18 protein-coding genes and 1 tRNA gene are annotated in these 23,432 nt (G+C 73.4%); 7 read left to right on the forward strand and 12 right to left on the reverse strand.

Translation table 11 applies throughout. The annotated features are described in order from the left end of the window. Positions 1-15: 15 nt before the first annotated feature. From KHP12_RS21585 to KHP12_RS21595, 3 genes are all read left to right on the forward strand, one after another. The gene (locus KHP12_RS21585; protein WP_086884237.1) at positions 16-381 is read left to right on the forward strand and encodes a DUF8844 domain-containing protein; all 366 of its coding nucleotides are present in this window, start codon (positions 16-18) and stop codon (positions 379-381) included. Between the two features lie 114 nt (positions 382-495). Beyond that, entirely contained in the window at positions 496-1,113 is a 618-nt protein-coding gene (locus KHP12_RS21590) for a bifunctional DNA primase/polymerase (RefSeq protein WP_086884238.1), read from the forward strand. A 56-nt stretch (positions 1,114-1,169) separates the two neighbouring features. Further along, positions 1,170-1,243 (forward strand) — tRNA-Lys (locus tag KHP12_RS21595). Between the two features lie 107 nt (positions 1,244-1,350). Here KHP12_RS21595 and KHP12_RS21600 read toward each other — a convergent pair. From KHP12_RS21600 to KHP12_RS21620, 5 genes are all read right to left on the reverse strand, one after another. Further along, positions 1,351-2,664 (reverse strand): nucleotide disphospho-sugar-binding domain-containing protein, encoded by a 1,314-nt coding sequence (locus KHP12_RS21600; protein WP_211833501.1) that lies wholly within the window; start codon positions 2,662-2,664, stop codon positions 1,351-1,353. Between the two features lie 91 nt (positions 2,665-2,755). Beyond that, positions 2,756-3,502, reverse strand: coding sequence for an SDR family NAD(P)-dependent oxidoreductase (locus KHP12_RS21605; RefSeq protein WP_210609336.1), 747 nt, complete (start codon positions 3,500-3,502; stop codon positions 2,756-2,758). Positions 3,503-3,605: 103 nt separating this feature from the next. Further along, a complete protein-coding gene (locus tag KHP12_RS21610) occupies positions 3,606-4,556 on the reverse strand; it encodes a GlxA family transcriptional regulator (RefSeq protein WP_037953150.1) in 951 nt (316 codons plus the stop codon). A 92-nt stretch (positions 4,557-4,648) separates the two neighbouring features. Then, positions 4,649-5,884 (reverse strand): FAD-dependent monooxygenase, encoded by a 1,236-nt coding sequence (locus KHP12_RS21615; protein ID WP_211833503.1) that lies wholly within the window; start codon positions 5,882-5,884, stop codon positions 4,649-4,651. 316 nt (positions 5,885-6,200) lie between these two features. Continuing rightward, entirely contained in the window at positions 6,201-7,025 is an 825-nt protein-coding gene (locus tag KHP12_RS21620; protein ID WP_037953152.1) for an AfsR/SARP family transcriptional regulator, read from the reverse strand. Between the two features lie 183 nt (positions 7,026-7,208). Here KHP12_RS21620 and KHP12_RS21625 point away from each other — a divergent pair, with 183 nt between their 5' ends. From KHP12_RS21625 to KHP12_RS21635, 3 genes are all read left to right on the forward strand, one after another. Further along, positions 7,209-7,400 (forward strand): hypothetical protein, encoded by a 192-nt coding sequence (locus KHP12_RS21625; protein WP_086885396.1) that lies wholly within the window; start codon positions 7,209-7,211, stop codon positions 7,398-7,400. Between the two features lie 7 nt (positions 7,401-7,407). Then, positions 7,408-9,828 (forward strand): TOMM precursor leader peptide-binding protein, encoded by a 2,421-nt coding sequence (locus tag KHP12_RS21630; RefSeq protein ID WP_211833506.1) that lies wholly within the window; start codon positions 7,408-7,410, stop codon positions 9,826-9,828. A gap of 138 nt (positions 9,829-9,966) precedes the next feature. Beyond that, entirely contained in the window at positions 9,967-11,187 is a 1,221-nt protein-coding gene (locus KHP12_RS21635; protein ID WP_246643191.1) for a sensor histidine kinase, read from the forward strand. A 111-nt stretch (positions 11,188-11,298) separates the two neighbouring features. Here the strand turns inward: KHP12_RS21635 and KHP12_RS21640 are convergent, their stop codons facing one another. The 3 genes from KHP12_RS21640 to KHP12_RS21650 all read right to left on the reverse strand — a co-directional run bounded on the left by KHP12_RS21640 (position 11,299) and on the right by KHP12_RS21650 (position 15,144). Beyond that, positions 11,299-11,904, reverse strand: a complete 606-nt coding sequence (locus KHP12_RS21640) for a response regulator transcription factor (protein WP_037953161.1) — start codon at positions 11,902-11,904, stop codon at positions 11,299-11,301. A gap of 140 nt (positions 11,905-12,044) precedes the next feature. After that, a complete protein-coding gene (locus tag KHP12_RS21645) occupies positions 12,045-13,688 on the reverse strand; it encodes an AMP-binding protein (protein ID WP_210609340.1) in 1,644 nt (547 codons plus the stop codon). 190 nt (positions 13,689-13,878) lie between these two features. Then, the gene (locus tag KHP12_RS21650) at positions 13,879-15,144 is read right to left on the reverse strand and encodes a M6 family metalloprotease domain-containing protein (protein WP_086886519.1); all 1,266 of its coding nucleotides are present in this window, start codon (positions 15,142-15,144) and stop codon (positions 13,879-13,881) included. A 321-nt stretch (positions 15,145-15,465) separates the two neighbouring features. Here KHP12_RS21650 and KHP12_RS21655 point away from each other — a divergent pair, with 321 nt between their 5' ends. Next, positions 15,466-17,532, forward strand: coding sequence for a putative bifunctional diguanylate cyclase/phosphodiesterase (locus tag KHP12_RS21655; protein ID WP_210610415.1), 2,067 nt, complete (start codon positions 15,466-15,468; stop codon positions 17,530-17,532). Here KHP12_RS21655 and KHP12_RS21660 read toward each other — a convergent pair. The 4 genes from KHP12_RS21660 to KHP12_RS21675 all read right to left on the reverse strand — a co-directional run bounded on the left by KHP12_RS21660 (position 17,529) and on the right by KHP12_RS21675 (position 23,403). Continuing rightward, entirely contained in the window at positions 17,529-18,659 is a 1,131-nt protein-coding gene (locus tag KHP12_RS21660; RefSeq protein ID WP_086882724.1) for an LLM class flavin-dependent oxidoreductase, read from the reverse strand. The genes KHP12_RS21655 and KHP12_RS21660 overlap by 4 nt on opposite strands. Positions 18,660-18,903: 244 nt before the next feature. Beyond that, entirely contained in the window at positions 18,904-20,778 is a 1,875-nt protein-coding gene (locus KHP12_RS21665) for a phospholipase C (protein ID WP_086882725.1), read from the reverse strand. Between the two features lie 157 nt (positions 20,779-20,935). Beyond that, on the reverse strand, positions 20,936-22,159 hold the full coding sequence (gene efeB, locus KHP12_RS21670; protein ID WP_211833510.1) for an iron uptake transporter deferrochelatase/peroxidase subunit: 1,224 nt from the start codon (positions 22,157-22,159) through the stop codon (positions 20,936-20,938). After that, a complete protein-coding gene (locus KHP12_RS21675) occupies positions 22,156-23,403 on the reverse strand; it encodes an EfeM/EfeO family lipoprotein (protein ID WP_086882727.1) in 1,248 nt (415 codons plus the stop codon). Before KHP12_RS21675 ends, efeB begins: the two co-directional genes overlap by 4 nt. Positions 23,404-23,432 lie beyond the last annotated feature (29 nt).

Genomic DNA, 23,432 nt, shown 5'->3' on the forward strand with positions numbered 1-23,432 from the left:
AGGAGGAGAGATCACATGCCCGAGCCGGATTCGGCTTACGGCCGGCACGGCTCCGCGCCCCGGCGGCTGAAGCCCGCGCCCCTGCTCTTCGAACCGGCCGCCGCCGCGTCGGACGAGGCGCACTTCTTCGACCTGGAGTCGATCGAAGACCCGCGGGAGCTGCTGTCCCGCTCGACGGAGCTGGCGCTGGCGTTCCGCGCGGCGACGGACCGGGCCATGGAGTTCCAGGCGATGGCGGCCGCGCAGCTCGCCGACCCGAGGCGGTTCGATCGGCTGACCCCCGCCGTGATCGCCGAGCGTGCCGAGTGGACCGAGGACTACGCCAAGAAGATGGTCGAATTCGGTCGTGAGCTGATGCGGGGCGGCGAGGTGCTGGACTGACGGCAGGCGTGAGCCCGGGGCATATGCGAGCGGAAGGTACCCGATACCGCCATCCGATGTCCCGGTTTTGTCTCATCTCTCTACACCGTCCGCGCTGACGGTAAAGGTGGAAACATGAGCAGATCGCCGCAGGACTCACTTCACACCGCCGCCTTCGTCACCCCGGCGGGCGCGGACTGGCTCGCCTCGGCCAGCGCCTCCCCGCGCGGTGTGCAGGCCCTGTGGGCCGCTGCCCCGACCGCCCCGGTGACGCTGCCGTGCGGCACGGCGTTCGACGTGATCAGCATGGACGCGCTCTTCGGCCGCCGGGTCGTGGGCCGGTTATGGACCGACGGGCCCGGCACCGGACCGGTCGCGGCCCAGGGCGGCCGGGTCATGCTCTTCGCCACCCCGGGGACCGCCCAGCGGCTGCCCGCGCTGCTCGGCTGGGAGGAGTGGGGCGCGGCCGCTCCCCCGCTGCTCTGCTACGGCCGGGGCGACGCGGTGACCGTGCCGCCGCTGTTCCCGCCGGACCCCGGTCCGCAGGAGGCGGCGCCCCTGGAGCACGACGCCCCGGAATCCGGCGTCGCCCCGATGCCGCCGCCGCGCTGGCTGGTCGCGCCCGATGTCCGCAGCCCCTGGCTGCCCGGCCCCGAGGTGCTGCTGTGGGCGTGTGTGAGAGCGGCCCGCGCCGCCGGTGGTGATCTTGTCAGCACGGCCCTGACCAGCGCACCCGCCGCATTTCCGGGCTGAAACTTATCGATTTTCACTCCGTGGCGTCCGGGTGCTAAGGTCTCCTACGTCAGCAGGCGCCGCTAGCTCAGTTGGTTAGAGCAGCTGACTCTTAATCAGCGGGTCCGGGGTTCGAGTCCCTGGCGGCGCACAGACAGTGAAAGGCCCCTCACTTCGGTGGGGGGCCTTTCGCGTACCGGGGCCTTTCGCATACCCCGGTGACTACCCCGGCGACACAGGACGCGCCTGACGGCGAACTCACACCGCCGGGCCCACGAGCCGGGTGACCGCCTTCACCGCCTTGTCCGGGCCGGGCATCGCGAGCGCCTCCCGGCGCAGGGCATGCGCCGCCGCGGCGTACGAGGGCTGCTCCAGCAACGCGAACAGATCCAGCGCCAGCCGGGCGCCCGCCGCCCGCGCCCCGGGCCGGGTGGCGTCGAGCGCGTCGGCGGGCAGATACATCCCGGCGCCCGCCCGGGCCAGCCGCGCCCCGTTCAGCTGGTGCTCCAGGCGGGGCGCGACGACCAGCTGCGGCACCCCGGCCATGGCGGCGGCCAGCACCGCCGCACCCCCGCCCTGGTGGAGCAGTGCCCGGCAGCCCGGCAGCACCCGGTGCAGCGGCCCGGCGGGCGGCCGCCCCTCGGCGGCGCTTCCGACCCGGACGACCTCCACGCCCCGCGCCTCGGCGGCCCACAGCGCGGCCCTTACGGCGTCCGGCGGGCCACCGGCGTCGTCCCACGCCGCGCACACCCGCACCGGCCCGGAGCGCCTGGGGCCACCGTCCGGCCCGCGCCGCCCGTTCGACGCGGCGGCGTGGAGCCCGGGGTGCCCGGAGTGGCCGGGGCGCCCGGGGCGTCCGGGCTGCTCGTGGCGCCCGGGGCGCGCCCCGGCGCGGCGGGCCTCGTACGGCGACGGCGTCTCGTCCGGCGACGTCCCGTCGTGCGGCACGAAGCGCACCGGGAGCCGCCGCGCCCGCGAGGGCAGCGCGAGGCTCGGCGGGCAGGGGTCGAGCCACAGGTCGGGCTCGCGTGCCGGATCGGCGCCGTAACGCCGCATCAGCCGGGCGTAGCCGGGCAGCGGCGGGCCTTCGAGCCGCTGCCGGTCCAGCCGCAGGACGGCCGCGCTCCCCCACAACTGGCCGACCGCGGGCACACCCAGCGCCCCCGCGGCCACCGTGCCCGCGTACGCGCCCGCGTCATGCACCACCAGCTCCGGCTGCCAGCAGCGGGCGAAGGCCACCAGCCCCTGGGCCATCGCCTCGGCGATCCGCACCTGCCGGTCGCCGCACGCGCGCAGCACGCCGTGCTGCTCCGGAGTGAGCGCGGCGGGCCGCACCGGCCATTCCGTGGGCCAGATGCCGCGCGGTCGGCGCGCCGCGTCCGGCGGTCTGACCACCGCCATGGGCAGGGCGCCGATCTGCACCGGCACCAGGCCGGTCCGGGCGACGGCCGCCGCGCACTCGGACGGCACCGCGACCCGCACCTGGTGCCCGGCCTCGAGCAGGGCGCGGGCCAGCGGCACCATGGGGACGAGATGGGCGCCCGAAGCCCAGGTCGTGAACAGGACGCGCATGGTCACCTCCCGCGGAGGTCGAGCCGGCCGGACCGACCCGTCCGGCCGATGGACATGACACCGAGCCGACCCCTCACACCCGCCGGCGGGCTCAGCGGCGCCCCGCGAGCGTCAGCGTCTCGCCGGTGATGGCGCCGTTGGCCGCCGAGCACAGGAAGACGAGAGCGCGGGCGATGTCCTCGGGGCTGGTCGTGGAGGACTCGGGCGTGGTGAAACCCTCGGGGGCGGTGGGCGGCCGGTCGGGCGGGGTGGGCCCGGGGCATACGGCGTTGAGCAGCACGCCATCCCCGCCCACCTCGCCCACCAGCCCACGGACCAGACCCCCCAGCCCGGCCCGCGCGACCCCATGGAACTCCCCGCCCGGGTCGCCGCCCGGCACATGCGGCGGGGCCACCAGCGCGATCCGGCCCCAGCCGCGCTTCCGCATCCCGGCCACGGCCCACTGGACGGTGCGGATCGCGGGCGCGAAGGCGCCGGCGACCAGCGGCCGCCAGTGCTCCTCCGGGACGTCCTCGAACCGGGCGTGCGGCTCACGCCGCGCGCCCCTTCGCCGGGCGGCCGCCACCAGCACGTCCAGCCCGCCCCAGTGTTCCTCCACGGCGGCCACGACCCAGCGCGGCGACGCGGCGTCATCCAGGGCGTACGGCACGGCGAAGGCGCGGCCCCGATCCGGTCCGGACAGCTCGACGGCCAGCGCCTCGGCGGCCTCGCGGCGGTGCCGGAAGGCGAGCGCGACCCGGGCGCCCTGCTCCGCGAAGGCGCGGGCGGCGGCGCTGCCGATGGCGCCGGTGGCCCCGGTGACCAGGACCGTGCGCCCCTCAAGGCCGAGGTCCAACATGGGCGCTCCTCGCGGTCGTTCCCACTGAGAAGGCCATGGTCGCCGCCGTGACTCGAGCCCGCCTCGACCCGCGCCCGACCCCGTCCGGTGCCTCGCTCGGCGGCTATCCGGCGTTTCGCTGGAAGGCGGAGCGATAGCTGTGCGGGCTGGTGCCGACGACGCGCTTGAAGCGGTCCCGGAAGGAGGTGGGCGAGCCGAAACCCACCTGGGCGGCGATGCGCTCCACGGGGTGGGTGGTGGCCTCCAGCAGATACTGCGCCTGGCGGATCCGGGCGCGGTGCAGCCACTGGAGCGGGGTGGTCCCGGTGTGCTCCCGGAAGCGGCGGTTGAGGGTGCGGGTGCTCATGCCGACGTGGGCGGCGATCTCGTTGAGGGTGAGGTCCCGTCCGGCGTTGTCCTCCATCCACCGCAGCAGGGGTTCGAACAGCGATCCGCGCGGTACGGGCGGCTGGTCATGGACGATGAACTGGGCCTGTCCGCCCTCCCGTTCCAGGGGCATCACGGACAGCCGGGCGGCGTCGGCGGCCACGGCGGAGCCATGGTCGCGCCGGATGATGTGCAGACACAGATCGAGCCCGGCCGCGGCGCCCGCCGAGGTGAGGAACTGACCGTTGTCCACATAGAGCACATCCGGGTCGACCTGGATCTTCGGATGGAGCTCGGCGAGCAGCGCGCCGCCGAGCCAGTGCGTGGTGGCGCGGAGTCCGTCGAGCAGCCCGGTGGCGGCGAGGACGAAGGCCCCGGAGCAGATCGAGGCGATACGGGTGCCCCGCCCGGCCGCGTCCCGCAGCGCCTGGATCACCTCGTCGGGGAGCGGGAGCAGGGGGTCGACGCGGCCGGGCACGACGATGGTGTCGGCCTCGGCGAGCGCCTCGAGCCCGTACGGGGCCTGGAGGGCGAACACCCCGGCGTCGACGGCGGGGGCGGGGGCACAGACCCGGACCCGGTAGGGCTCCCGGCCGTCCGGCAGCCGGGTGCGGGTGAACACCTCGATCGGGGTGGCCAGATCGAAGGCGATGACCTGGTCCAGCGCCAGGATCACGACAGTGTGCATGGCCTCAACCTAGGCCGTACGGGGCATGGCGCCAATGCCGGGGTGGCGAGAAGCCGGTGTGGAGCTTGTTTCCAGCCATTGAGCTCCGGGTGTCATGTACGGCCGCACACCCCGGCGTCGGCGATACGGATCGAGGGGTTGCCGTAGGCCATGCGCTGGAGGATCTTGCGATAGATCGGCGTATGACGCAGCGCCCGCGTGAGACGGGGGCGCACCCGGGTGGTGAACGCGCCCTGCGAGAGGATCGCCCGGCTCTGGAGGGTCTGCATCCGCATCACCGCCGCGATATCGGGCCCGCGCCGCCGCTCGAACTCCGCCAGCCGCTCGGCGCTGGTGTCGCCCTCGGCCAGGGCGCGGGCCAGCAGGGGATGCAGCACCACCGCGTCCTGCACGGCGAGGTTGATGCCCTGGGCGCCGATCGGGCTGTGGGTGTGGGCGGCGTCGCCGATCAGCACCAGCCCGTCGGCCACCCAGCGCTCGGCACGTGCGGAGAAGACATCGAGCACACCGAGGTCGGCGGGGGTGCGGATCTGATCGCGGATCAGCGTGGCGTACCGCGGCACGGCACGCACCAGCCGCTCCTTGACGTGGTCGAGGCCGAGGGCGGCGATATGGCCGTAGCGCCGGTGCGGCAGGGTCCAGCCGATCTGGATCCGGTTCGGCCAGGAGCCGTAGACCAGCACCGGGCCGCCCCCCGTGCGGTACACCCGCACATCGCGGATCGGCGGCTCTTCCGGGGGCGTGCTGAGGGTGCACCACAGCACATCCTGAGCGAACGCGTCGGCGCGGCCCGCCCCGATGCCGGCCAGCCGCCGGATCCGCGAGAACCGGCCGTCCGCGCCGACCACGACCCGGGCCCGGACGGCACAGCGGCCCGGCGGACCTTCGGCGATGACCCCGGCGATCCGCCCCTCCCGCCGCAGCAGCGCCCCGGCCCGCCGTCCGGGCAGATAGCGGAAGCCGGGCGAACGGCGGCAGCGGGCGAGGAGCTCATCCAGCAGATGGGGGCGCGGCACGCTCAGCAGGTGGTCGTGCGGGGCCGGAAGCAGCCGGTAGTCGGCCTCCAGCAGCACCCGCTCGCCCTCGATCACCAGGAACCGGTGGTGCTCATGGGCGCCGCGGGCGCGGGCGCCGGCGAGCACATCGAGCGCGTCCAACAGCTCCATCGCGCCGGGCTGGAGTATTTCGCCGCGGGCCACGCGCTGATGCGCGCGGGCGCACTCCACCACGGTCACCCGAGCCCCCGACCGCAGCATCAGCAGCGCCAGCACCAGACCGGCCGGGCCGCCCCCGACCACGCACACATCGGTGTCGATCTCGCGCATCATCGCGCCTCCTGCTGGTCGGGCTCAGGGTCCAGGGCTCAGGCCATGGGCATCGGGCATCGGGCGCCTGTGACAGCCCCTGGACGCGCTACGGCTCCGCTTGCCCGCGCGGGGGGATCGGGCAGCGGAGCCGTAGCAGGCCCGGCTGAAGGGCGGCGCCGGGCGTATGGGGGGGATGGTTCGCCGGACGGGGACGGCTGGTACGGGGGCTGTCTGCTGTGGGCTGGGGGCCGAGGCTGTGGGCCGGGGGCCGGGGGCCGGGGGCCGGGGACTGGGGTCGGTGGCCGGGGAGTCGGCGGCCGGGGGCGGTGGCCGGGGGCTATGCGGCGAACAGGTCGAGCACCGGGCGGCGCCAGTGGCCATCCAGGTCCAGATCGAGCGCCGGGTCGGAGGCGAGCACCGCCTGCTGGAGCTTCTGAAGCCGCGGCGACGGCTCCAGCCCGAGGTCCTCGACCAGTCTGGCGCGCAGCCCCTGGTAGACCTCCAGCGCCTGCCAAGGGCGGCCCGCGCGGTAGAGCGCGGCCATGCACTGGGCGTGCAACCCCTCGTGCAGCGGATGACGGGCGGTCAGCTCGGTGAGCTCCGTGAGCAGCTCGGCATGGCGGCCCAGCCGCAGATCGGCCTCGATACGGCGCTCCAGGACGCCGAGCCGGCTCTCCTCCAAGCGGGCCAGCTCGATCTCCAGGACCGGTCCGACCTTCACATCCACCAGCGCGGGACCGCGCCAGACGGCCAGCGCCTCGCGCAGCAGCAGGGACGCCTGGACATCGTCCCCGGCGTCCAGCGCGTCCCGCCCCGCGGCCACCAGCCGGTCGTACTCATGGATGTCCACCGCGCCCGGCTGGGCCTCCAGCACATATCCGCCGTAGCGCGTGGCCAGCACGTCCTTGGAAGCCTGCGGGGCCTGTGGGCCATAGGCCGCGGCCAGCCTGCGGCGCAGCTGGAGGATGTAGGTCTGCAAAGTGGTGAGCGCGCTGCGCGGCATCTGCGTGCCCCAGATTTCCTCCATAAGAGTGGGCACCGGGAGCATCTGGTTGGCGTAGACGGAAAGCAGTGCAAGGATCTGGCGCGGCTTGCCCGCGCTGGGCACGATCGACTGACCGCACGCCTCGACGCTCAGCGGCCCCAACACCTTGATGTCCATGGTCGTGTACCTCCGTCAACGGTCCGTCAAGTGCCTCCTGGCCGCGCGGCCCTGCCACCGAGGCATCTAAGAGCCTCGCTTGTGGGCGGCCTGTGCGGCCAGTGCCGGAGTAACGAGCTCGATATGAGTTCCAGAGCCCCGCACCATGACAAATTCACACCCCTGGCGATGAGAGAGTCCGCGATGACCGATACGCCCATCCCACATGAGCCCCCGAGCCCCGCCGCCCTGGCTCATCCCGCCACGCCGGCCAAGCCAGCCGAGGCCGTCCGCCCGCCCGCCGAGGACGACGACCTGGTCATCGAGGACCTCTCCGACGCCGCCTGGCCCATCCCCGCGCCCGGCATCTGCATCTGCACCGTCGGCGCCGAATGACCGGGCCATGACCGGCGAACTGGGCTTCACACCACATCTGCGGGTCGAGCCGGTGCCCGGCGAGGCCGTCTACCTCGTCTCCGAGCACGGCGTCACGGCGCTGCACGGGCGGGCGATCGCCGCGCTGGCGCCGCTGCTCGACGGGTCACGGGACCTCGCCCACATCCTCACCGAGGCCGCCGCGCCCGGCCGCGCCGCGGGCCCGCCCGGCGCGGTCCCGGCCGGCGCGGTCCCGGCCGGGCAGGCCGAGCGCGTCATCGCCCGTCTCCGCGCGGCCGGACTGGTCTCCGAGCGGGAGCACGCCTGGACCCCCGAGGAGGCGTACTGGGAGCTGGCCGGGCTGGGCACGGGCGGCTCCGCCGCGGCCCCCACGCCCGCGTCCGCCCGCCCCGCCGTGGCCCCGCTGGTCCTCGGCTCGACCGACCCGGACGAGGTGGTCCGGGCGCTGCGCGTCGCGGGGCTGAGGACCGTGGACGGCGAACCGGCGGACCCGAGGTCCGCGAACGCGGAGGCGGTGAACGGCGATCCGACGACCTCGGGGGCCCATAGCCCCCGACGAGAGATATGTCAAATCGCCTTCCGTCAACATGACGCCGCAGAACTCACCCTTGTGGTGTGCGATGACTACCTCGATCCCCGGCTCGCCGCCGTGGACGCCGCGCACCGCGCCACCGGCCGTCGCTGGCTGCCCGTCAAACCGGTGGGCACCCAGGCGTGGCTGGGCCCGTTCCTCGGCGCCCCCGACGATCCGTGCTGGGTCTGCATGGCCGACCGGCTGTGGCGCGGACGGCAGGCCGAGGCGTATCTCCAGCGCCGGCTCGGCCGCCCCGGACCGGTGCCGCGGCCGCCCGCGTCCCTGCCCGCGAGCCGCGCCGCCGCGCTCCAGCTCGCCGCCCTGGAGGCCGCCAAGTGGCTGGCCGGGTACCGGCACCCGGGCCAGCGGGAGCTGCGCACCCTGGACAGCCTCACCGCCACCGTGGACCGCCATCCGCTCTCCCGCCGCCCGCAGTGCGCCGGCTGCGGCGATCCGGCGCTGGTCGCGGCCCGGATACGGGCGCCCCTGTCGCTGCCCTCCCCACGGGAGCCACGGGAGCCACTGGCCGCGACCGGTACCGCCACCGACGCCACCGACACCTCCCCGCGCGGGATCATGGAGCGCTACGGACATCTGGTGGACCCCGTCACCGGGCTGGTCACCGAGATCCGGCGCGATCCGCGCGGCCCCGCCGTCCTCAACTGCTTCCACGCCCGCCACCCTTCGTACGCCGGAGCGGGCCCCCACAGCGGCCTGGACGCCGTAAGGGCCGGGCTGCGGGCCGCCGCCCACGGTAAGGGCCGCACGGCCGAACAGGCGCGGGCGAGCGCGCTGTGCGAGGCCCTGGAGCACTACAGCGGCCACTTCCAGGGGGACGAGCCGCGTCAGCGCGCCCGCTACCGCGATCTGCGCCCGGAGGACGCGGTGCACCCGGACACCGTCCAGCTCTTCGACCCGCGCCAGTTCCTCGACCCCGCCCTCCCCGCGCGCCACCGCGTCCAGGATCCGTTCGACGAGGGCGCGGAGCTGGACTGGACCCCGGTGTGGTCGCTCACCGCCGGACGCCACCGACTGCTGCCCACCGCGCTGCTGTACTACGGCGCCCCGCAGCCCCCGGGCCACCGCTGCTGCCGGGCGGACTCCAACGGCGCGGCGGCGGGCGGCACCCTGGCCGACGCCGTCGTACGGGGCTTCCTGGAGCTCGTGGAGCGGGACGCGGTCGCCCTGTGGTGGTACAACCGCACCCGGCAGCCCGCCGTGGCCCTGGACGCCTTCGACGACCCGTGGCCGGCCGCAGTGCGCGCCGCCCACCGGAGCGTGCGGCGCGAGGTGTGGGCCCTGGACCTCACCACGGACTTCGGCATCCCGGTGGTCGCCGCGCTCTCCCGGCGCCTCGACAAGCCCGCCGAGGACATCACCTTCGGCTTCGGCGCTCACTTCGACCGGCACACCGCGCTGTGCCACGCCCTCGCCGAGCTGAACCAGATGCTTCCGGCGGTGGTCGAGGCCCGCGCCGACGGCGGGGGTTACGGCGCCACCGAGCCCGAGGCGCTGCGCTGGTTCCGTACCGCGACCCTCGCCGACCACCCGTATCTGACCCCCGATCCGGCCGCCCCGCCGCCCCCGGGGATATCCGGCCCCCCGCCGGCCCCGGAGGGCGATGCGCTGGCCACCGTGCGGGAGTTGGTGCGCGGACACGGGATGGAACTGCTGGTGCTGGACCAGACCCGGCCGGATGTGGGGCTGCCGGTGGCCAAGGTGCTGGTGCCCGGAATGCGCCCGCACTGGGCCCGGTTCGCGCCCGGCCGGCTCTTCGACGCCCCCGTGGCGCTCGGCCGGCTGCCGGGGCCCACGCCCTACGCGGACCTCAACCCGATTCCGTTTTTCCTGTGATCCCCCGTGATATCCGGTAACTCCGCGTACACCATGAGCCTTCCACAGGGCCTCTCCACCCCAGGTAAAGATCGGATACTCTCGGGCAAGCCACCCAATCCGGCCCGACCATCCGGAGGACGAGTGCAGGGGAGCCTCTTGCCCGACGATGCCGGGAACCATCCACCGCGCCACCAGGACGGTCTGGCGCCGCGTCTGGCCGTGGTCATCACGGTCCTCGTGCTGGTGGGGTACTTCGCCGTGGCCGTCACCTATGTGGTCGACGGCAATCGTTCGGGCAGGTCGGTCGACGCGGCGATGCTCGGTCTCGCGCTGCTGCCGATGACCGTGCTGCTCTGCCTCCAGATGCTGCACTCCTTCCCCGGCCTCGCGCCCCGGCTCAGCGGTGCGCGGCGCTGGACGCTGGCGCTCCAGGCGGTGCTGACCTTCGCCCCCTTCGCCGTCTTCAAGCACGCCTGGCTGGGCATGCCGGGCTTCCTGGCCGGTTCCTCACTGCTGGTGCTGGTCCCGGCGCTGGCGTGGCCCGCGTTCGCGGCCATCCTGCTGTGCACGGACGTCCTGCTGTTCCAGGTGGGCTTCGGCTGGGGTCAGGTCGCGTACACCACCGTCTCCACCGCGCTGACCGGGCTGGTGGTCTTCGGGCTCTCGCGGCTGTCCGGGCTGGTCGCCGAGGTGTCCCGGTCCCGGGCGGAGCTGGCCCGGCTGGCGGTGGCCCAGGAGCGGCTGCGGTTCTCCCGGGACGTGCACGATCTGCTGGGCTACAGCCTGTCCACGATCACCCTCAAATGCGAGCTGGTGCACCGGCTGGTGCCCCGGCAGAACTCCCGCGCCCAGCAGGAGCTCTCGGAGATCCTCCAGACCTCCCGTCAGGCCCTCGCCGACGTACGGGCGGTGGCCAGCGGCTATCGCATGATGTCGCTGTCGGCGGAGGCGGCGACGGCCCGGTCGATGCTGGCCGCGGCGGGCATCAGCGCCACGGCCGAGATCGACTGCGGACCGCTGCCGGAGCTGGTGGACACGGTGCTGGCGAGCGTGTTGCGCGAGGGGCTGACCAATGTGCTGCGCCACAGCAAGGCCGACCACTGCGCGGTCGAGGCGCGGCGCAGCGGGCACCGGGTGTCGCTGACCCTCGTCAACGACGGGGTGGGCCGGCCGTCCACGATCCTGCGCGCCGACAGCTCGGACGGCGGCAGCGGTATCGGCAACCTCCGGGTGCGGGTGGAGAACCTCGGCGGGCGGCTGCGCGCGGGCGTACGGCCGGACGGCTGGTTCGAGTTACGGGCGGAGCTGGATGTGTCCGTGGACGCGCCGCCGCGAAGCGGCCGGGAGTACGGCCCGGGGCCGACGGTGACGGCGTAACGGGGCTCTGGGACCCCAACGGCGTGACGGGGCCCAACGGCGTAACGGCCTCTGACGGCGCGACGGAACCCCTGACGGCCTGAGCGGCACGTGGGATGGCCGCACGCCGCCTTACAGCCAGCCCGCCTCGCGGGCGATCCGGATGGCGTCCACCCGGTTGCGGGCGTCCAGCTTGGTCACGGCGGACGTCAGATAGTTGCGCACCGTGCCCACCGACAGAAACAGCTTGGCCGCGATCTGCCCGGAGTCCTCGCCCTTCGCGGCGAACCGCAGGACCTCCAGCTCCCGTGGGGTCAGCGGCTGTGGGCCGTCGTCCAGGGCGGCCAGCGCGAGCTGGGGATCGATCACCCGCTCGCCCTTGGCGACGGCCCGGATGGCGTCGCTCAGCTTCTCCGGGCTGCTGTCCTTCAGCAGAAAGCCGGAGACATGGGCGGCCAGCGCCCGGCGCAGATTTCCGGGGCGGCCGAGGCTGGTGAGCATCATGGTGCGGCATTCGGGGACGGCGGTGCTCAATTCGGCCGCGGCGGTGAGCCCGTCCACGCCCGGCAGATCGATGTCGAGCACGGCGACGTCCGGGCGGAGTTCACGGGCGCGGGGCAGGATTTCGGCCCCGTTGGAGAATTCGGCCACCACATCGATATCCGGTTCGAATTCCAGCAGGGCGACCAGTGCCTTGCGCAACATATGCATGTCTTCCGCGATCAGCACCCTGACCATGCCGCCCCCTGCTTTCCCCGCCCGGCCTCTCCCCGCAGGGGGATTATTCCCCCGCCCTCTCGGTCATTCCATCGATTCGCGGGGAAATACGCCCGTCGAACGCTCATCCCGTAGCGCGAACGCGACCGCGCGCCCCCTATTCACGCCGCACCACCCCGGCAGGGCTCACCGACCCCCGGCCCGAACTCGGCGTGCAGCGCGCGCACTTCGCCCCGCAGATAGCGCTCGCGCAGCAGGGCGCGCCGGATCTTGGCGGTTCCCGCCCCGCGCACGGTGCCGGGGCGCACCAGCAGCAGCGCGCCGGTCTCGACCCCGAACTCCTCCGCGATCAGGGCGCGGATCCGGGCCGCCAGCCGGGGCAGCCCGGTGCGCGCCCCGCCCGCCGTACGGACCACCTCCTGGACGACCACCAGCGTCCCCGCGCCGGGCCCGGCGCAGAACACCCGGGCCGATCCCAGCGCCTTCGCGCAGCCCAGCAGTTCGCGCTCCACGTCCTGGGGGTGCAGGGTGTGGCCGTCCACCAGGAGGGCGTCACGGACCCGGCCGGTCATCCGGAGCTGGCCGTTGACCGTAAGGCCGAGATCGCCGGTGCGCAGAAAGCCGCCAGGGCCCTCGGCGACCCGGGCGGCGAACAGCAGCGCGGTGTCCGACGGACCGCCCCAGTGGCCGGTGGCCACGGCGGGGCCGCGCACCCAGATCTCCCCGGGCGCCCCGTCCGGCAGCCGGCGCCCGGTCAGCGGGTCGACCACGGCGAAGTCCGCGCCCGGCACCGGTGCGCGCCCCCTGGCCAGCGGCACCGGCGCCCCCTCGGCCGGGACGTACCCCGCCACCAGGGTGCCCGGACGCAGGCCCAGCGGGGCGCAGCGGTGGGGGAAGGCGGCCATGGTCCCGGCCGAGACCGGCTCCCCGGCGTTCAGCGCGGTACGCCAGCGGGAGAGGTCGAGCCCGGCCGGTGGCTCGTCGCCGAGGAGGGCGGCGCAGCGGGCGTGGAGGATGTCGGGCGCGAGGGTTTCGGTGATGCCGTGGCGGCTGATGGCGCGCAGCCAGCCGAGCGGATCGGTGCGGTACGGCTCCGCCGGAAGGGTCACGGCGGTGGCACCGAGCCATAAGGGGTGCAGCACCTGCCCGATCAGGCCGGGGGTGTGGTGGCGGGGCAGCCAGCCGCCGATCCGGGAGCGGCGGTCGGTGCCGAGCGTTCGCCGCAGCCCGGCCATGGCCGCCGTAAGGTTGCCATGGGTCAGCAGGGCGCCGCGGGGGGCGGTGGCGGGCCCGGAGTCGTAGGCGAGCAGCGCGAGGCTGTCGGCGGTGGTGCGGAGGGGTTGCCGGGGTGCGTCGGCGCCCGCGTCGGGGCGGAGTCCGTCGACGGCTAGGCAGGTCAGACCGGCGCGGCCGATTCGGGAGAGCCGGCGGGAGGTCTCGGTGGCGTGGGCGGTCTCGGTGAGGACGAGGTCCACGACGGCGTCCCGGACGATCGAGGCGGTGCGCTCGGCATCGGTCCGGGAGGCGGACGGCGCGGGCACGGGCACCGCGACGGCCCCCGCGTACAGACAGCCGAGCAGCGCCACCGCGGCGCACGGACCGGGGTCCATGGCGAGCAGCACCCGGCGGCCGGTGGCGTCCCGGGCGCGCAGCCAGGCGGCCACGGCTTCGGCACGGGCGTCGAGCGCGGCGTAGGACACGCGGTGTTCGGTGCCATCGGGGGCGGGGTGGGCGAGCGCCGTGCCGTCGGGGCACCGGAGGACCCGTTCCTTCAGGGCCTCGGCCAGATTCGCGTATCGCGGCATTCGCAACTCCCGGGCACCCGGTGTCGAAAAGGGGCCCACAGTCTCGAAGCGCCACCTCGAAGCCGACTTGATCAACGGTGAGGAGCGCGCCCCGGTCCTCGGCGGGGGTCCGTCGGCGGCCCGACCTGCCGCATCGGCGCGGGTCCGGCAGTGGCCCGCCGGGGCCTCGCGGCCCCGTCGTCAGCCGTCATCAGCGCGCCCTGCGGTTGACCCGGACGGTCCAGCCCCCGTCGGCGGCGCGGCCCGCCACCGTGATCCGTACGGAGTCCTCCTTGACCGACATGCTGTCCCCGACGCCGAGGGGGGCGTCGGCGAGTTCGGGGTAGACCGACTCGTTCCAGCAGGCGGAGGTGGCGGGGTGGCCGTCCAGCACCTGGACGGGGCCGTCGCCCGACGCCTTGTCGTTGTGGACGCGGTAGACCAGCACGCCCTCGGTGCAGGTGCCCGCGTCGTTGCCGCGGCCGCCGCGCGCCTCGATGGCCAGCGCGGTGGTGGGCCCGGTGCGGACCACGACCAGCCGGGTGCGGGTGTCTCCACCGGACCGGCCGCGCGCCATGGGGGTGGCCAGGGGCTGGAGGGTGTAGCGGCGCGGTCCGGTGGCGCGGTCGCACGCCACCTGGCGCCCGCCGAGCCAGCCGAGCTTCCACTTGTGCCAGCCGAACGGATCGGGTGCCATGCCGAACTGGCTTCCCATCAGATCCCAGTCGCCGACGTAGGTGTCCCATTCGGCGTTGCCGTCGGTGTCCTTCGGCCGGTGGTAGAGGTCGGGAAGGTCGAAGACGTGCCCGGTCTCATGGGCCAGCACATTGCGGTCCGGCGGATGGTGCTCGAAAACGGTGACCAGTCGGCGCAGATCGACACCGTCCGCGCGCAGTGGCTTTTCGAAGTTGACCACTTTCGTCGCGTCGGCGTCCACACCGGGGGCGTCGGGGTCGGCGACCAGATAGACGAGGTCGTAGCGGGCGAAGTCGAGGTGCGGATCGGCGGCGGCGATGGCGTCACGCAGATAGGCGGCGCGGCGCTGGGCGTTCCAGTCGCGCTGTATGGCGTACGCGGTGGAGCGCCGGGGCATGGTGATCCAGCGCCGCAGCGGATGCACCCGTAAGCCGAACTTCCCGTAGGAGGCCCGTTTGAAGAAATCGGGGGTCGCGGGGATGTGGTCGGCGGCCAGCTGGGCGGGGGTCACCCGGGGCCGGGCGTCCGGGAAGGACAGGAAGACCATCGCCGCGTCCAGGCGGCGGACCGGGCGCGGATAGCGGGAGTTCCAGGTGTCCACGCCCTCCGAGTGATGGGCATCGGTGCGTTCCAGGTCACAGGGGCCGCCGGGGCCGGCCGCGACCGCCGGACCCGCCACCACGGTGGTCGCGATGAGCGCGCTCAGCGAGGTGAGCAGGGCTCCGGTCCGACGCAGCCGAGGCTGCCGGTGCACCCCCTCGGGTACCTGAGGACGCACCATGTCGACCTCCCGGGCGTAGTCGGAACACCCACTCCACCCTGAGGTGAATTGGCGGGGTACGCCCTGTTGAGTTGGGCTGGTCGAGTGAAGAGGCCGCGATCCGGGTACGTAACAGACGGTCACAATCGGTCAGAGCGGCTGTTGGCCCGCGCAGAGTCGAACAGATACGACCAAACACATTGTCAAGGTGGCGGTGAGCGCGATGACATCGATGGAACGCCCGGAGTACGAGCCCCTATGATCGGCACATTTCCAGCGGGGAATCCCCCTTCAGGCAGGCATTTACGGTCGGCCCGGCACCCGGTGTGAGACATGCACAAGATGTGTACGAACAACCTGGAAACAACAGACGCCACCTGGGAGCGAGCGGTGAGCGGAACCCCCGACGGGCAGGGACGCGCCCCGGGCGCGACACTGCCGACGATCACAGAGCGTGAGGCCATGCCGAGCGTCCTCCCGGTCGCGGAGGACCCCGGCGCACCACGTCCGGCCCCCGGCGCGCCGTCGGTCCTGGGCACGCCCCCGGCCCCCGGCACGCCCCCGGGCGCGGGGCACCCAACGGGGCATACCACCGGGCCCACGGCGGGGCATACCGCCGATCCCGCCACCGGTCCCGCCACCGGCCATACCGCCGGGCCCGCCACCGGGCATACCACCGGTCCCGCCACCGGTCCCACGGCCGGGCACGCGACCGGCCCCGTGCCCGGCGACTACCGCGCCGCCTTCAACGTGGCGCGCCTCGCCATGGCCGTCCTCGACCGCGAGGGCAGGGTGCTCGACGCCAACCCCGCGCTCGGCGCCCTGCTCGGCACCGATCCGGCCCTGCTGATCACCCGCAGCGCGGCGGACCTGGCCGATCTGCGCGAGGATCCGCGCACCTGGCGGGAGTACCGGGACGTCCTCGGCGGCCGTGCCGCGCGGCTGCGCCGCACCCGGCGGCTGCGGCGCTCCGACGGCCATGCCCTGTGGGCCGAGATCACCGTCGAGCCCGCGCCGGACAGTTGCAGTCTGCTGCTGTCGATGGCCGACATCAGCGACCAGCGGGATCTCCAGGGGCGGCTGCGCCATCTTCAGATGCACGACCCGGTGACCCGGCTGCCCAACCGCAGCCTGTTCTTCGAGCGGATGACCAGGGCGCTGGAGGCGGCCACCTACGACCACGGGGGAACCGGCCGGATCGGGCTCTGCTATCTCGACCTGGACGGCTTCAAGGCGGTCAACGACACCCTCGGCCACCGGGTCGGCGACCGGCTGCTCGGCGCGGTCGCCCAGCGGCTCACCGACTGCGCGGCGCCCGACGGCCATCTGGTGGCGCGGCTCGGCGGGGACGAGTTCGCCCTGCTGGTCCGCAACTCCACCGGCACCGAGCAGCTGTGCGACCTCGCCCGGACGGTGCTGGCCGCCCTTCAGGAACCGTTCGACGTGGGCGGACAGCGGCTGTCGGTGTCGGCGAGCATCGGCGTGGTGGAGCGGCCGGCGGCCGGCACCCACACCACCTGGCTGATGCAGGCCGCGGACACCACGCTGTACTGGGCGAAGGAGGACGGCAAGGCGCGCTGGACCCTCTTCGACCCGGAGCGCAACGCCCATCGGATGACCCGGCAGGCGCTGTCCAGCACGCTGCGCCCGGCGGTCGAGCGGGACGAGTTCGTGCTCGACTACCAGCCGCTGGTGGGGCTGGGCGACGGGGTGGTCCGGGGGGTGGAGGCGCTGGTGCGCTGGGACCATCCGCAGTTCGGGCGGCTGTCGCCGAACCGGTTCATCCCGCTGGCCGAGGAGAACGGCGCGATCGTGCCGCTGGGCCGGTGGGTGCTGCGCACCGCCTGCCGCCAGGCCCGTGCCTGGCAGCTGGCCGAACCGCCGCATCCGCTGGTGGTCAGCGTGAATGTGGCGGTCCGCCAGGTGTGGGACTCCGATCTGGTGGCCGATGTCGGCGCGATCCTGGCGGAGACCGGGCTGCCGCCGCATCTGCTCCAGCTGGAGCTGACCGAGTCGGCGGTGATGGGGTCCACGGGGCGGCCGCTTCAGGCGCTTCAGGCGCTCAGCGACATGGGGGTGGCCATCGCGATCGACGACTTCGGGACGGGCTACTCCAACCTCGCCTATCTCAGCCGGCTGCCGGTCTCCACGCTCAAGCTGGACGGCTCGTTCGTCCAGGGGTTCCGGGCGGAGGAGCATCCGAATCCGGCCGACGAGACCATCGTCGAGGCGCTGGTGCAGCTCGCGCACCGGCTGGGCCTCACGGTGACGGCCGAGTGTGTGGAGAGCGCCGAGCAGGCGGAGCGGCTGAGGCGGATCGGCTGCGATACGGGACAGGGGTGGTTCTACTCCCGTCCGGTGCCGCCGGACCGCATCCAGGCGATGATCACCTGCCCGGCGCCGGGTTAGGGCTGCTCCGTCTGCGCCGTCGGCAGATCGTAGGCATCGGCGATCAGCTCGTACGAGCGCAGACGGGCGGCACGGCCGTGGGCATTGGCCGTGATCTTGACCTCGTCCGCTCCGGTGCGCTTGATCAGCCCGTCGAGCCCCTCGCGGACCTGGTCCGGGCTGCCGTACTCGACATTGGCGAGCCAGCTGTTGATGAAGTCGCGCTCGATCTCGTTGAACTCGTACCCCTCGGCCTCCTCGGGCGTCGGCACCAGGCCGGGGCGTCCGGTGCGCAGCCGGATCATGGCCAGGGCGCCGGTGAGCACCTGGCGGTGGGCCTCCTTCTCGTCCTCGGCGGCGAAGGCCGAGACGCCGATCGAGGCGTACGGCTTGTCCAGCACGGCGGACGGCCGGAAGGTCTCGCGGTAGAGGTCGAGCGCGGGGACGGTGTTGGCCGCGGAGAAGTGGTGGGCGAAGGAGAACGGCAGGCCGAGCATCCCGGCGAGCCGGGCGCTGAACCCGCTCGAGCCCAGCAGCCAGACCGACGGCCGGTCGGCGGACTGGACCCCGCCGAGCACGGTGCCCTGCACCGGCCCCGGCACCGCGTGGATACGGGCGTAGCGGTGGCCGTCGGGGAAGTCGTCGTCGAGGAAGCGGGTCAGCTCGGCGAGCTGCTGGGGGAAGTCGTCGGCGCCCTCGCGCAGCCGCTCGGTACGGCGCAGCGCGGCGGCCGTGGCCCCGTCGGTGCCGGGCGCACGGCCGAGGCCGAGGTCCACCCGGCCGGGGGCGAGCGCCTCCAGGGTGCCGAACTGCTCGGCGATGACCAGCGGGGCGTGATTGGGGAGCATCACCCCGCCGGAGCCCAGCCGGATCCGCTCGGTGTGCGCGGCGAGATGGGCGAGGATCACCGCCGGGGAGGAGCTGGCGACCCCGGGCATGGAGTGGTGCTCGGCGACCCAGAAGCGCTGGAAGCCCCGGCGCTCGGCGAGCCGGGCGAGCTCGGTGGTGGTCCGCAGCGCCTCGGCGGCCGTCACCCCGCTGCCGACGGTCGCGAGGTCCAGCACCGACAGGGGCACCGGTGCGCTGCCGAGGGGCCGGGCCCGGATGGGGTCGCGCTGGTCGTCTCGCCGGTCCTGCTCATCGGCCACGGTGGCCCGCCTCCCTGGTCGCACTGCGCGGTGCGCGTATGTCGTGTGCGTGTGCGGCGGTGCGCCGCCACGCCTCTGCGTCTACCGGCGACATTCAACCGGAGAAAGGCTCCGCTTTATTCCCGGCCCCGGCCCCGGCCCTCGTTCCCCGGCCTCCGGAGAACGGCCGGGCCCGCCGCCACCTGGGGAGGAGGTGTGGCGGCGGACCCGACGACGGTGTGCCGCGCGCTCGCGCGGAACGGGCCTAGCCCGCGGTCCCCGCGGTGCGGCGGCGGTGGAGGGCCAGCGCCGTACCGGCGCCGCCGAGCACCAGCACACCCGCCGTGAGGCCGATGGGCAGGGCGGCGGACATGCCCTTGTCGTCGGCGAGACGCCGGGTGGTCAGGGCGTCGGCGGCCGCGGCGTTCACGATCGGGGCGTGGGCGGCCAGGGCGGAGGTCGTGTAGTGACCGGCCTTGTGGACCGACGCGACCGAGCCGTCGGACTTCAGCAGCACCTGGGTGTTGTTGGGGTGACGGAAGTCGAAGAGCCCGGAGAGGGTGTTCGCCCGGCGGTCGAAGGAGGCGTCGCCGATCCGGCCGGTGTGCCAGTTGTCCTCGATGAAGCGGGTGATCGAGGTCTGCTCGGTCTGGGTGTGGTCAACCTTGTTGGACTTGCTGAAGGGCGAGATCACCAGCAGCGGCTGCCGGGGGCCGGGGCCACAGCGGTCCTGGTAGCCGCCCGCGGGCTTCGGAGCGGACTGGCAGGCGGGGCTGTCGGTGGCCTTGCCGTTGGACCCCGTGGTCTTGTCGGTCGACCCGTTGCGGGGCTTGGCGTACGCGTGGTCGTACCAGCCGTCGCTGTCGTCGTACGCGACGACGATCGCGGTGTCCTTCCACTGCGGCGACTTCTGGATCGCATTGATCTGCTCGACCAGGAAGTGCTGCTCGTCGACCGGGTCGGAGTAGGCGGCGTGGCCGTCCTGGTACTCGGCGGCCTTCAGGAAGCTGACGGACGGCAGATGGCCCGTCTTGAGCGCCGCGTCGAAGTCGGTGAGGTCGTAGTTGTGGTTGGCCCGGCCGCTGTGCCCGATCTCCTGGACGCTCTTCGGCGGGAGGTGATGCGGGTTCGCCGTGGACTTGTAGTACTGGAACGGCGCGTGGTGCGGGCTGTAGTCCACCGAGGCGGCGCCGCCGACATTCTTGTGGGTGGTGCCGGAGCACTTGGCATAGTGGTCCTGCTCACCGTCCCAGGCGGTGCTGGGCCGGAAGCCACCCTGGAACCAGCCCCAGCTCACACCCTTGGCGTTGAGCAGATCGCCGACGTTCCGGCCCTTCAGCTGAGCCAGGGCGTTGCCGCTGGTGTGGTCCTTGTTGGAGCAGTCGTCGAAGGCCGGGTCCGGGTCGTTGATCACCGTGCCGACGCCCTTGGCGTCCGGCGAGGCCACCGTGTACGCGTCCGGCTTGTCGGTCTGCTCGGGGTCCTCGGTGGAGGACTTGGGGTCGGTGGAGATCACGCCATGGGTCTGGCCCGAGATCAGCTCCAGCGCCCCGGGGGTGGAGGGACCGTAGGCCGAGCTGAAGGAGCGGTCGCTCATCGCGTAGTGCTGGGCGTAGTTCCACAGGCCGGTGACGGTGTTTCCGTCGTAGTAGTCCATCACCAGACCGGGCTCGCCGAAGAGCCCGGTGCACTTGCTGACCTCGGTGTTCTCCACGAACTTATCGGCCTTGCCGCCATTGGCGGCGTACTGCTCGGGACCGTAGGAGTGGTTCTGGTCGCAGGTCATGGCCTGGTCGCTGCGCAGCCGCTTGGGCTTGTAGAGATTGGGGTTCTTCTCCAGCAGCCCCGCGTTCGCGAGGGTGTCGATGTCCTTGGGGGTGTCCTTGGCCGGCGTGAACTTGGTGCCGTCCGTGTTCGCCGCCTTGGGGTAGGTGCCGAAGTAGTGGTCGAACGAGATGTTCTCGTCGAAGATCACCACCACATGCTTCACCGGGGTCGCGGTGTGGCCGCCCTTGGCGGGCGCGGCCCATGCGGGGGCCACCCCGCCCACGGTCGCCAGGGCCGCGGCGCCGGCCAGGGCACCCCAGCGCGCGGCCCGGCCACGCCGTCGGCCGCCTTCGGATCCTGCCGTGCCGCCCATGCCATGCCTCCACATGATTCGCGTTTCACGCCTGCGCCTGATCCTGTGCCACGGGCAGGACTCTCCGATGGAATCCATGGAGGCGGCCGAGTGAATAGAGGGTCAGAAGAATCCAAGGAACTCTTGAGGTGTTCTTGACCGGATGGTGGGGCGATGATCAGGACAGAAGGGTCCGTCCCAGCCAGTCGGAGCGGTCCCGCGCCCCGGGGAGCGCGAAGAAATAGCCGCCGCCGAAGGGGGTGATGTAGTCCACCAACGGCTCCCCCGCCAGCCGCTTCTGCACGGTCTCGAACTGGCGCTCGAGGTCCTGCTGATAGCAGCAGAACAGCAGCCCCATGTCCAAGTTGCCATTGCCGTCCATGCCCCGGTCGTAGTTGTAGGCACGGCGGAGGATGCGCTGGTCCTCGGTCCGGGCGGTGCGCGGATTGGCCATCCGTATATGGCTGTCCAGCGGAATGATGTCGCCCTTGGGGTCCTGTGCGAAGCGCGGGGTGTCGAACTCGTGCTGACCGTCCAGCGGGGCGCCCGAGTCCCGGCTGCGGCCGAATATGCGCTCCTGCTCGCTGATCGACACCCGGTCCCAGAACTCCACCAGCATCCGGATCAGCCGGATCACCTGATAGCTGCCGCCGGTGGCCCAGGCGGGCTCCCCGGAGTGGGCACCCACCCACACCAGACGGTCCATCGCCCGGGCGTCCCCGGTGTCGGGGCTGGCGGTGCCGTCCTTGAACCCCATGTGGTTACGCGGGGTGCCGGACGGGCGCGGCGGGCTGACGAAGCCGTCGATACGCCAGCGGATCTGCAACGCGCCCCGGGTGTGCCGGGCGATGTCGCGCAGCGCGTGCAGCACCGTGTCCGTGCTGTCGGCGCACAGTTGGAGGCTCAGATCGCCATGGCACCAGTCGGGGTCGAGATCGTCGTCGGGGAAGGACCGCATCGCGTGCAGCCGCCGGGGCTTGCGGTCCCGCAGTCCGTAACGCTCGTCGAAGAGCGAGGCGCCCACGCCGACGGTCACGGTCAGCCGGTCGGCCGCCACCTCGGGGCCCAGGGTGCCGGAGTCGGCGGGCGGCGCGGTGATCCCGACCGGGTCGGGGGTGCCTCCGGCGGTGAGGAAGCGGCACCGCTCGGTGAGCGCACGGAAGGCGTCGGCCAGCTCCTTGCGCCCCTCGGCCATGGTGTCGAACGCGATGAACGCGGTGGCCCGCTGGGGCGGGGTGAGGATCCCGGCCTGATGGGTGCCGTGGAAGGGGACACGGGTGGGCCTCTTCTCCGGTCCGTCCTCCTTCGCGGCCGCCGTGCCCGCGGCGGCCGCGCCCGCCACCGCGCCGACCGTGCCCGCGGCCGCGCTCAGCAGAAAGCCCCTGCGCAGCACCTCGCTCACCGGGTCCTCCGCACATCCATCAGCGCCGCCACCTGCGCCAGCCGCTCCACCAGCGCGCCCGTGTCCGCGTTGAGCCGCTGGCGCCCGGTGCGGCTCAGCCGGTCCAGCGGGGTCCAGCGGTCGCCGTGGTGCGAGCGCTCCAGGGTCCGCTGGGTGCGGTCCAGGTCGCTCTCCAGCTCGGGCAGCCAGGGGGCACGGGGCTTCAGCAGCGGCTCCAGCCGGCGCAGCACGGCCCGCGTGCCGTCCAGGTTGGCCCGCGCGGTGGCCAGATTGGTGCCGCTGCCGTAGTCGGTGCGGCCGGTCAGCTCGAACTGCACGGTGTTCTCCATGATCTCGTGCGCCCGCAGGCCCAGGTCGGCCGGGTCCATCCGCTCCTGCGGCCAATCGTCCCGCAGCCCTCGGACGTCCCTCACGAGCCGGTCGGCGACCGGGCTCAGCGAGCTCGCGGACTCGCCGTGCCACAGGCCGTACTCGAGGCGGTGGAAGCCGGTGAAGTCCGGGTCGTGGACCCCGTCGGACAGCCCCGCCGTGGTGCCGTTGATGGCCCCGTCGGCGTCGCCGAAGGTGCCATAGGCGGCGCCCATCCGCTCGTACACCAGATGGGCGGGCAGCCAGACCGCGCGGGCCGTGGCCAGGTCACCGCAGTGGATGGCCGAGCGCAGCGCGTCCGTGCGCCGCACCAGCTCGTCCATCCGGCCCGCCACCCACTTCTGGTAGGCGATGGTGGGCGGGATCAGATCCTGCTGGCCGACCGGGACCGCGGCCGGTCCACCGCCCCGCGCCGGTCCGGACACGGTGACGGTGGGCCCGGTGACCGCGTCCGCGTCCTCGGGCAGGCAGACGAAGGCGTAGGAGCCCCCGCCGAGCGTGACGCTCAGCGGTCTGCTGGTGCCGGGGCCCAGACCCTCCACCTCTCCGTAGACGGCGCCGTTCGCCGGATTGGTGAGATAGACCTCGGCCGGTCTGCTGGAGGTGTTCCGCAGCTCGAAGACCTGCTTGCCACGGGCGGCATCGGTCCAGCCACGGCCACAGCCGCCCTCGGACACCTCGACGGAGGTGTGCCGCAGCCCGTCCGATGCCTTCATGGGCGCGCTTCCGCTCGCGGAGGGGTGCGCACGAGAACCGTCCGAGGAGCCTCCGCCGACCGCCAGCGCGCCGATTCCGACGGCCGTGGCCACCGTCACCGCACCGGCGACCAGCAGATGACGTGCCGACGGGACCGGGGAGAGATGTTGGCGACGCACGGCTGCATGCTAGGGGCAGTCCGATAAGC

Source organism: Streptomyces asiaticus (genome assembly GCF_018138715.1).
GTDB lineage: Bacteria > Actinomycetota > Actinomycetes > Streptomycetales > Streptomycetaceae > Streptomyces > Streptomyces asiaticus.

Coding starts and splice junctions, on each gene's coding strand:
- KHP12_RS21585 (WP_086884237.1), top strand. CDS start 16: ATGCCCGAGCCGGATTCGGCTTACGGCCGGCACGGCTCCGCGCCCCGG.
- KHP12_RS21590 (WP_086884238.1), top strand. CDS start 496: ATGAGCAGATCGCCGCAGGACTCACTTCACACCGCCGCCTTCGTCACC.
- KHP12_RS21600 (WP_211833501.1), bottom strand. CDS start 2,664: ATGCGCGTCCTGTTCACGACCTGGGCTTCGGGCGCCCATCTCGTCCCC.
- KHP12_RS21605 (WP_210609336.1), bottom strand. CDS start 3,502: ATGTTGGACCTCGGCCTTGAGGGGCGCACGGTCCTGGTCACCGGGGCC.
- KHP12_RS21610 (WP_037953150.1), bottom strand. CDS start 4,556: ATGCACACTGTCGTGATCCTGGCGCTGGACCAGGTCATCGCCTTCGAT.
- KHP12_RS21615 (WP_211833503.1), bottom strand. CDS start 5,884: ATGATGCGCGAGATCGACACCGATGTGTGCGTGGTCGGGGGCGGCCCG.
- KHP12_RS21620 (WP_037953152.1), bottom strand. CDS start 7,025: ATGGACATCAAGGTGTTGGGGCCGCTGAGCGTCGAGGCGTGCGGTCAG.
- KHP12_RS21625 (WP_086885396.1), top strand. CDS start 7,209: ATGACCGATACGCCCATCCCACATGAGCCCCCGAGCCCCGCCGCCCTG.
- KHP12_RS21630 (WP_211833506.1), top strand. CDS start 7,408: ATGACCGGCGAACTGGGCTTCACACCACATCTGCGGGTCGAGCCGGTG.
- KHP12_RS21640 (WP_037953161.1), bottom strand. CDS start 11,904: ATGGTCAGGGTGCTGATCGCGGAAGACATGCATATGTTGCGCAAGGCA.
- KHP12_RS21645 (WP_210609340.1), bottom strand. CDS start 13,688: ATGCCGCGATACGCGAATCTGGCCGAGGCCCTGAAGGAACGGGTCCTC.
- KHP12_RS21650 (WP_086886519.1), bottom strand. CDS start 15,144: ATGGTGCGTCCTCAGGTACCCGAGGGGGTGCACCGGCAGCCTCGGCTG.
- KHP12_RS21655 (WP_210610415.1), top strand. CDS start 15,466: ATGTGTACGAACAACCTGGAAACAACAGACGCCACCTGGGAGCGAGCG.
- KHP12_RS21665 (WP_086882725.1), bottom strand. CDS start 20,778: ATGGGCGGCACGGCAGGATCCGAAGGCGGCCGACGGCGTGGCCGGGCC.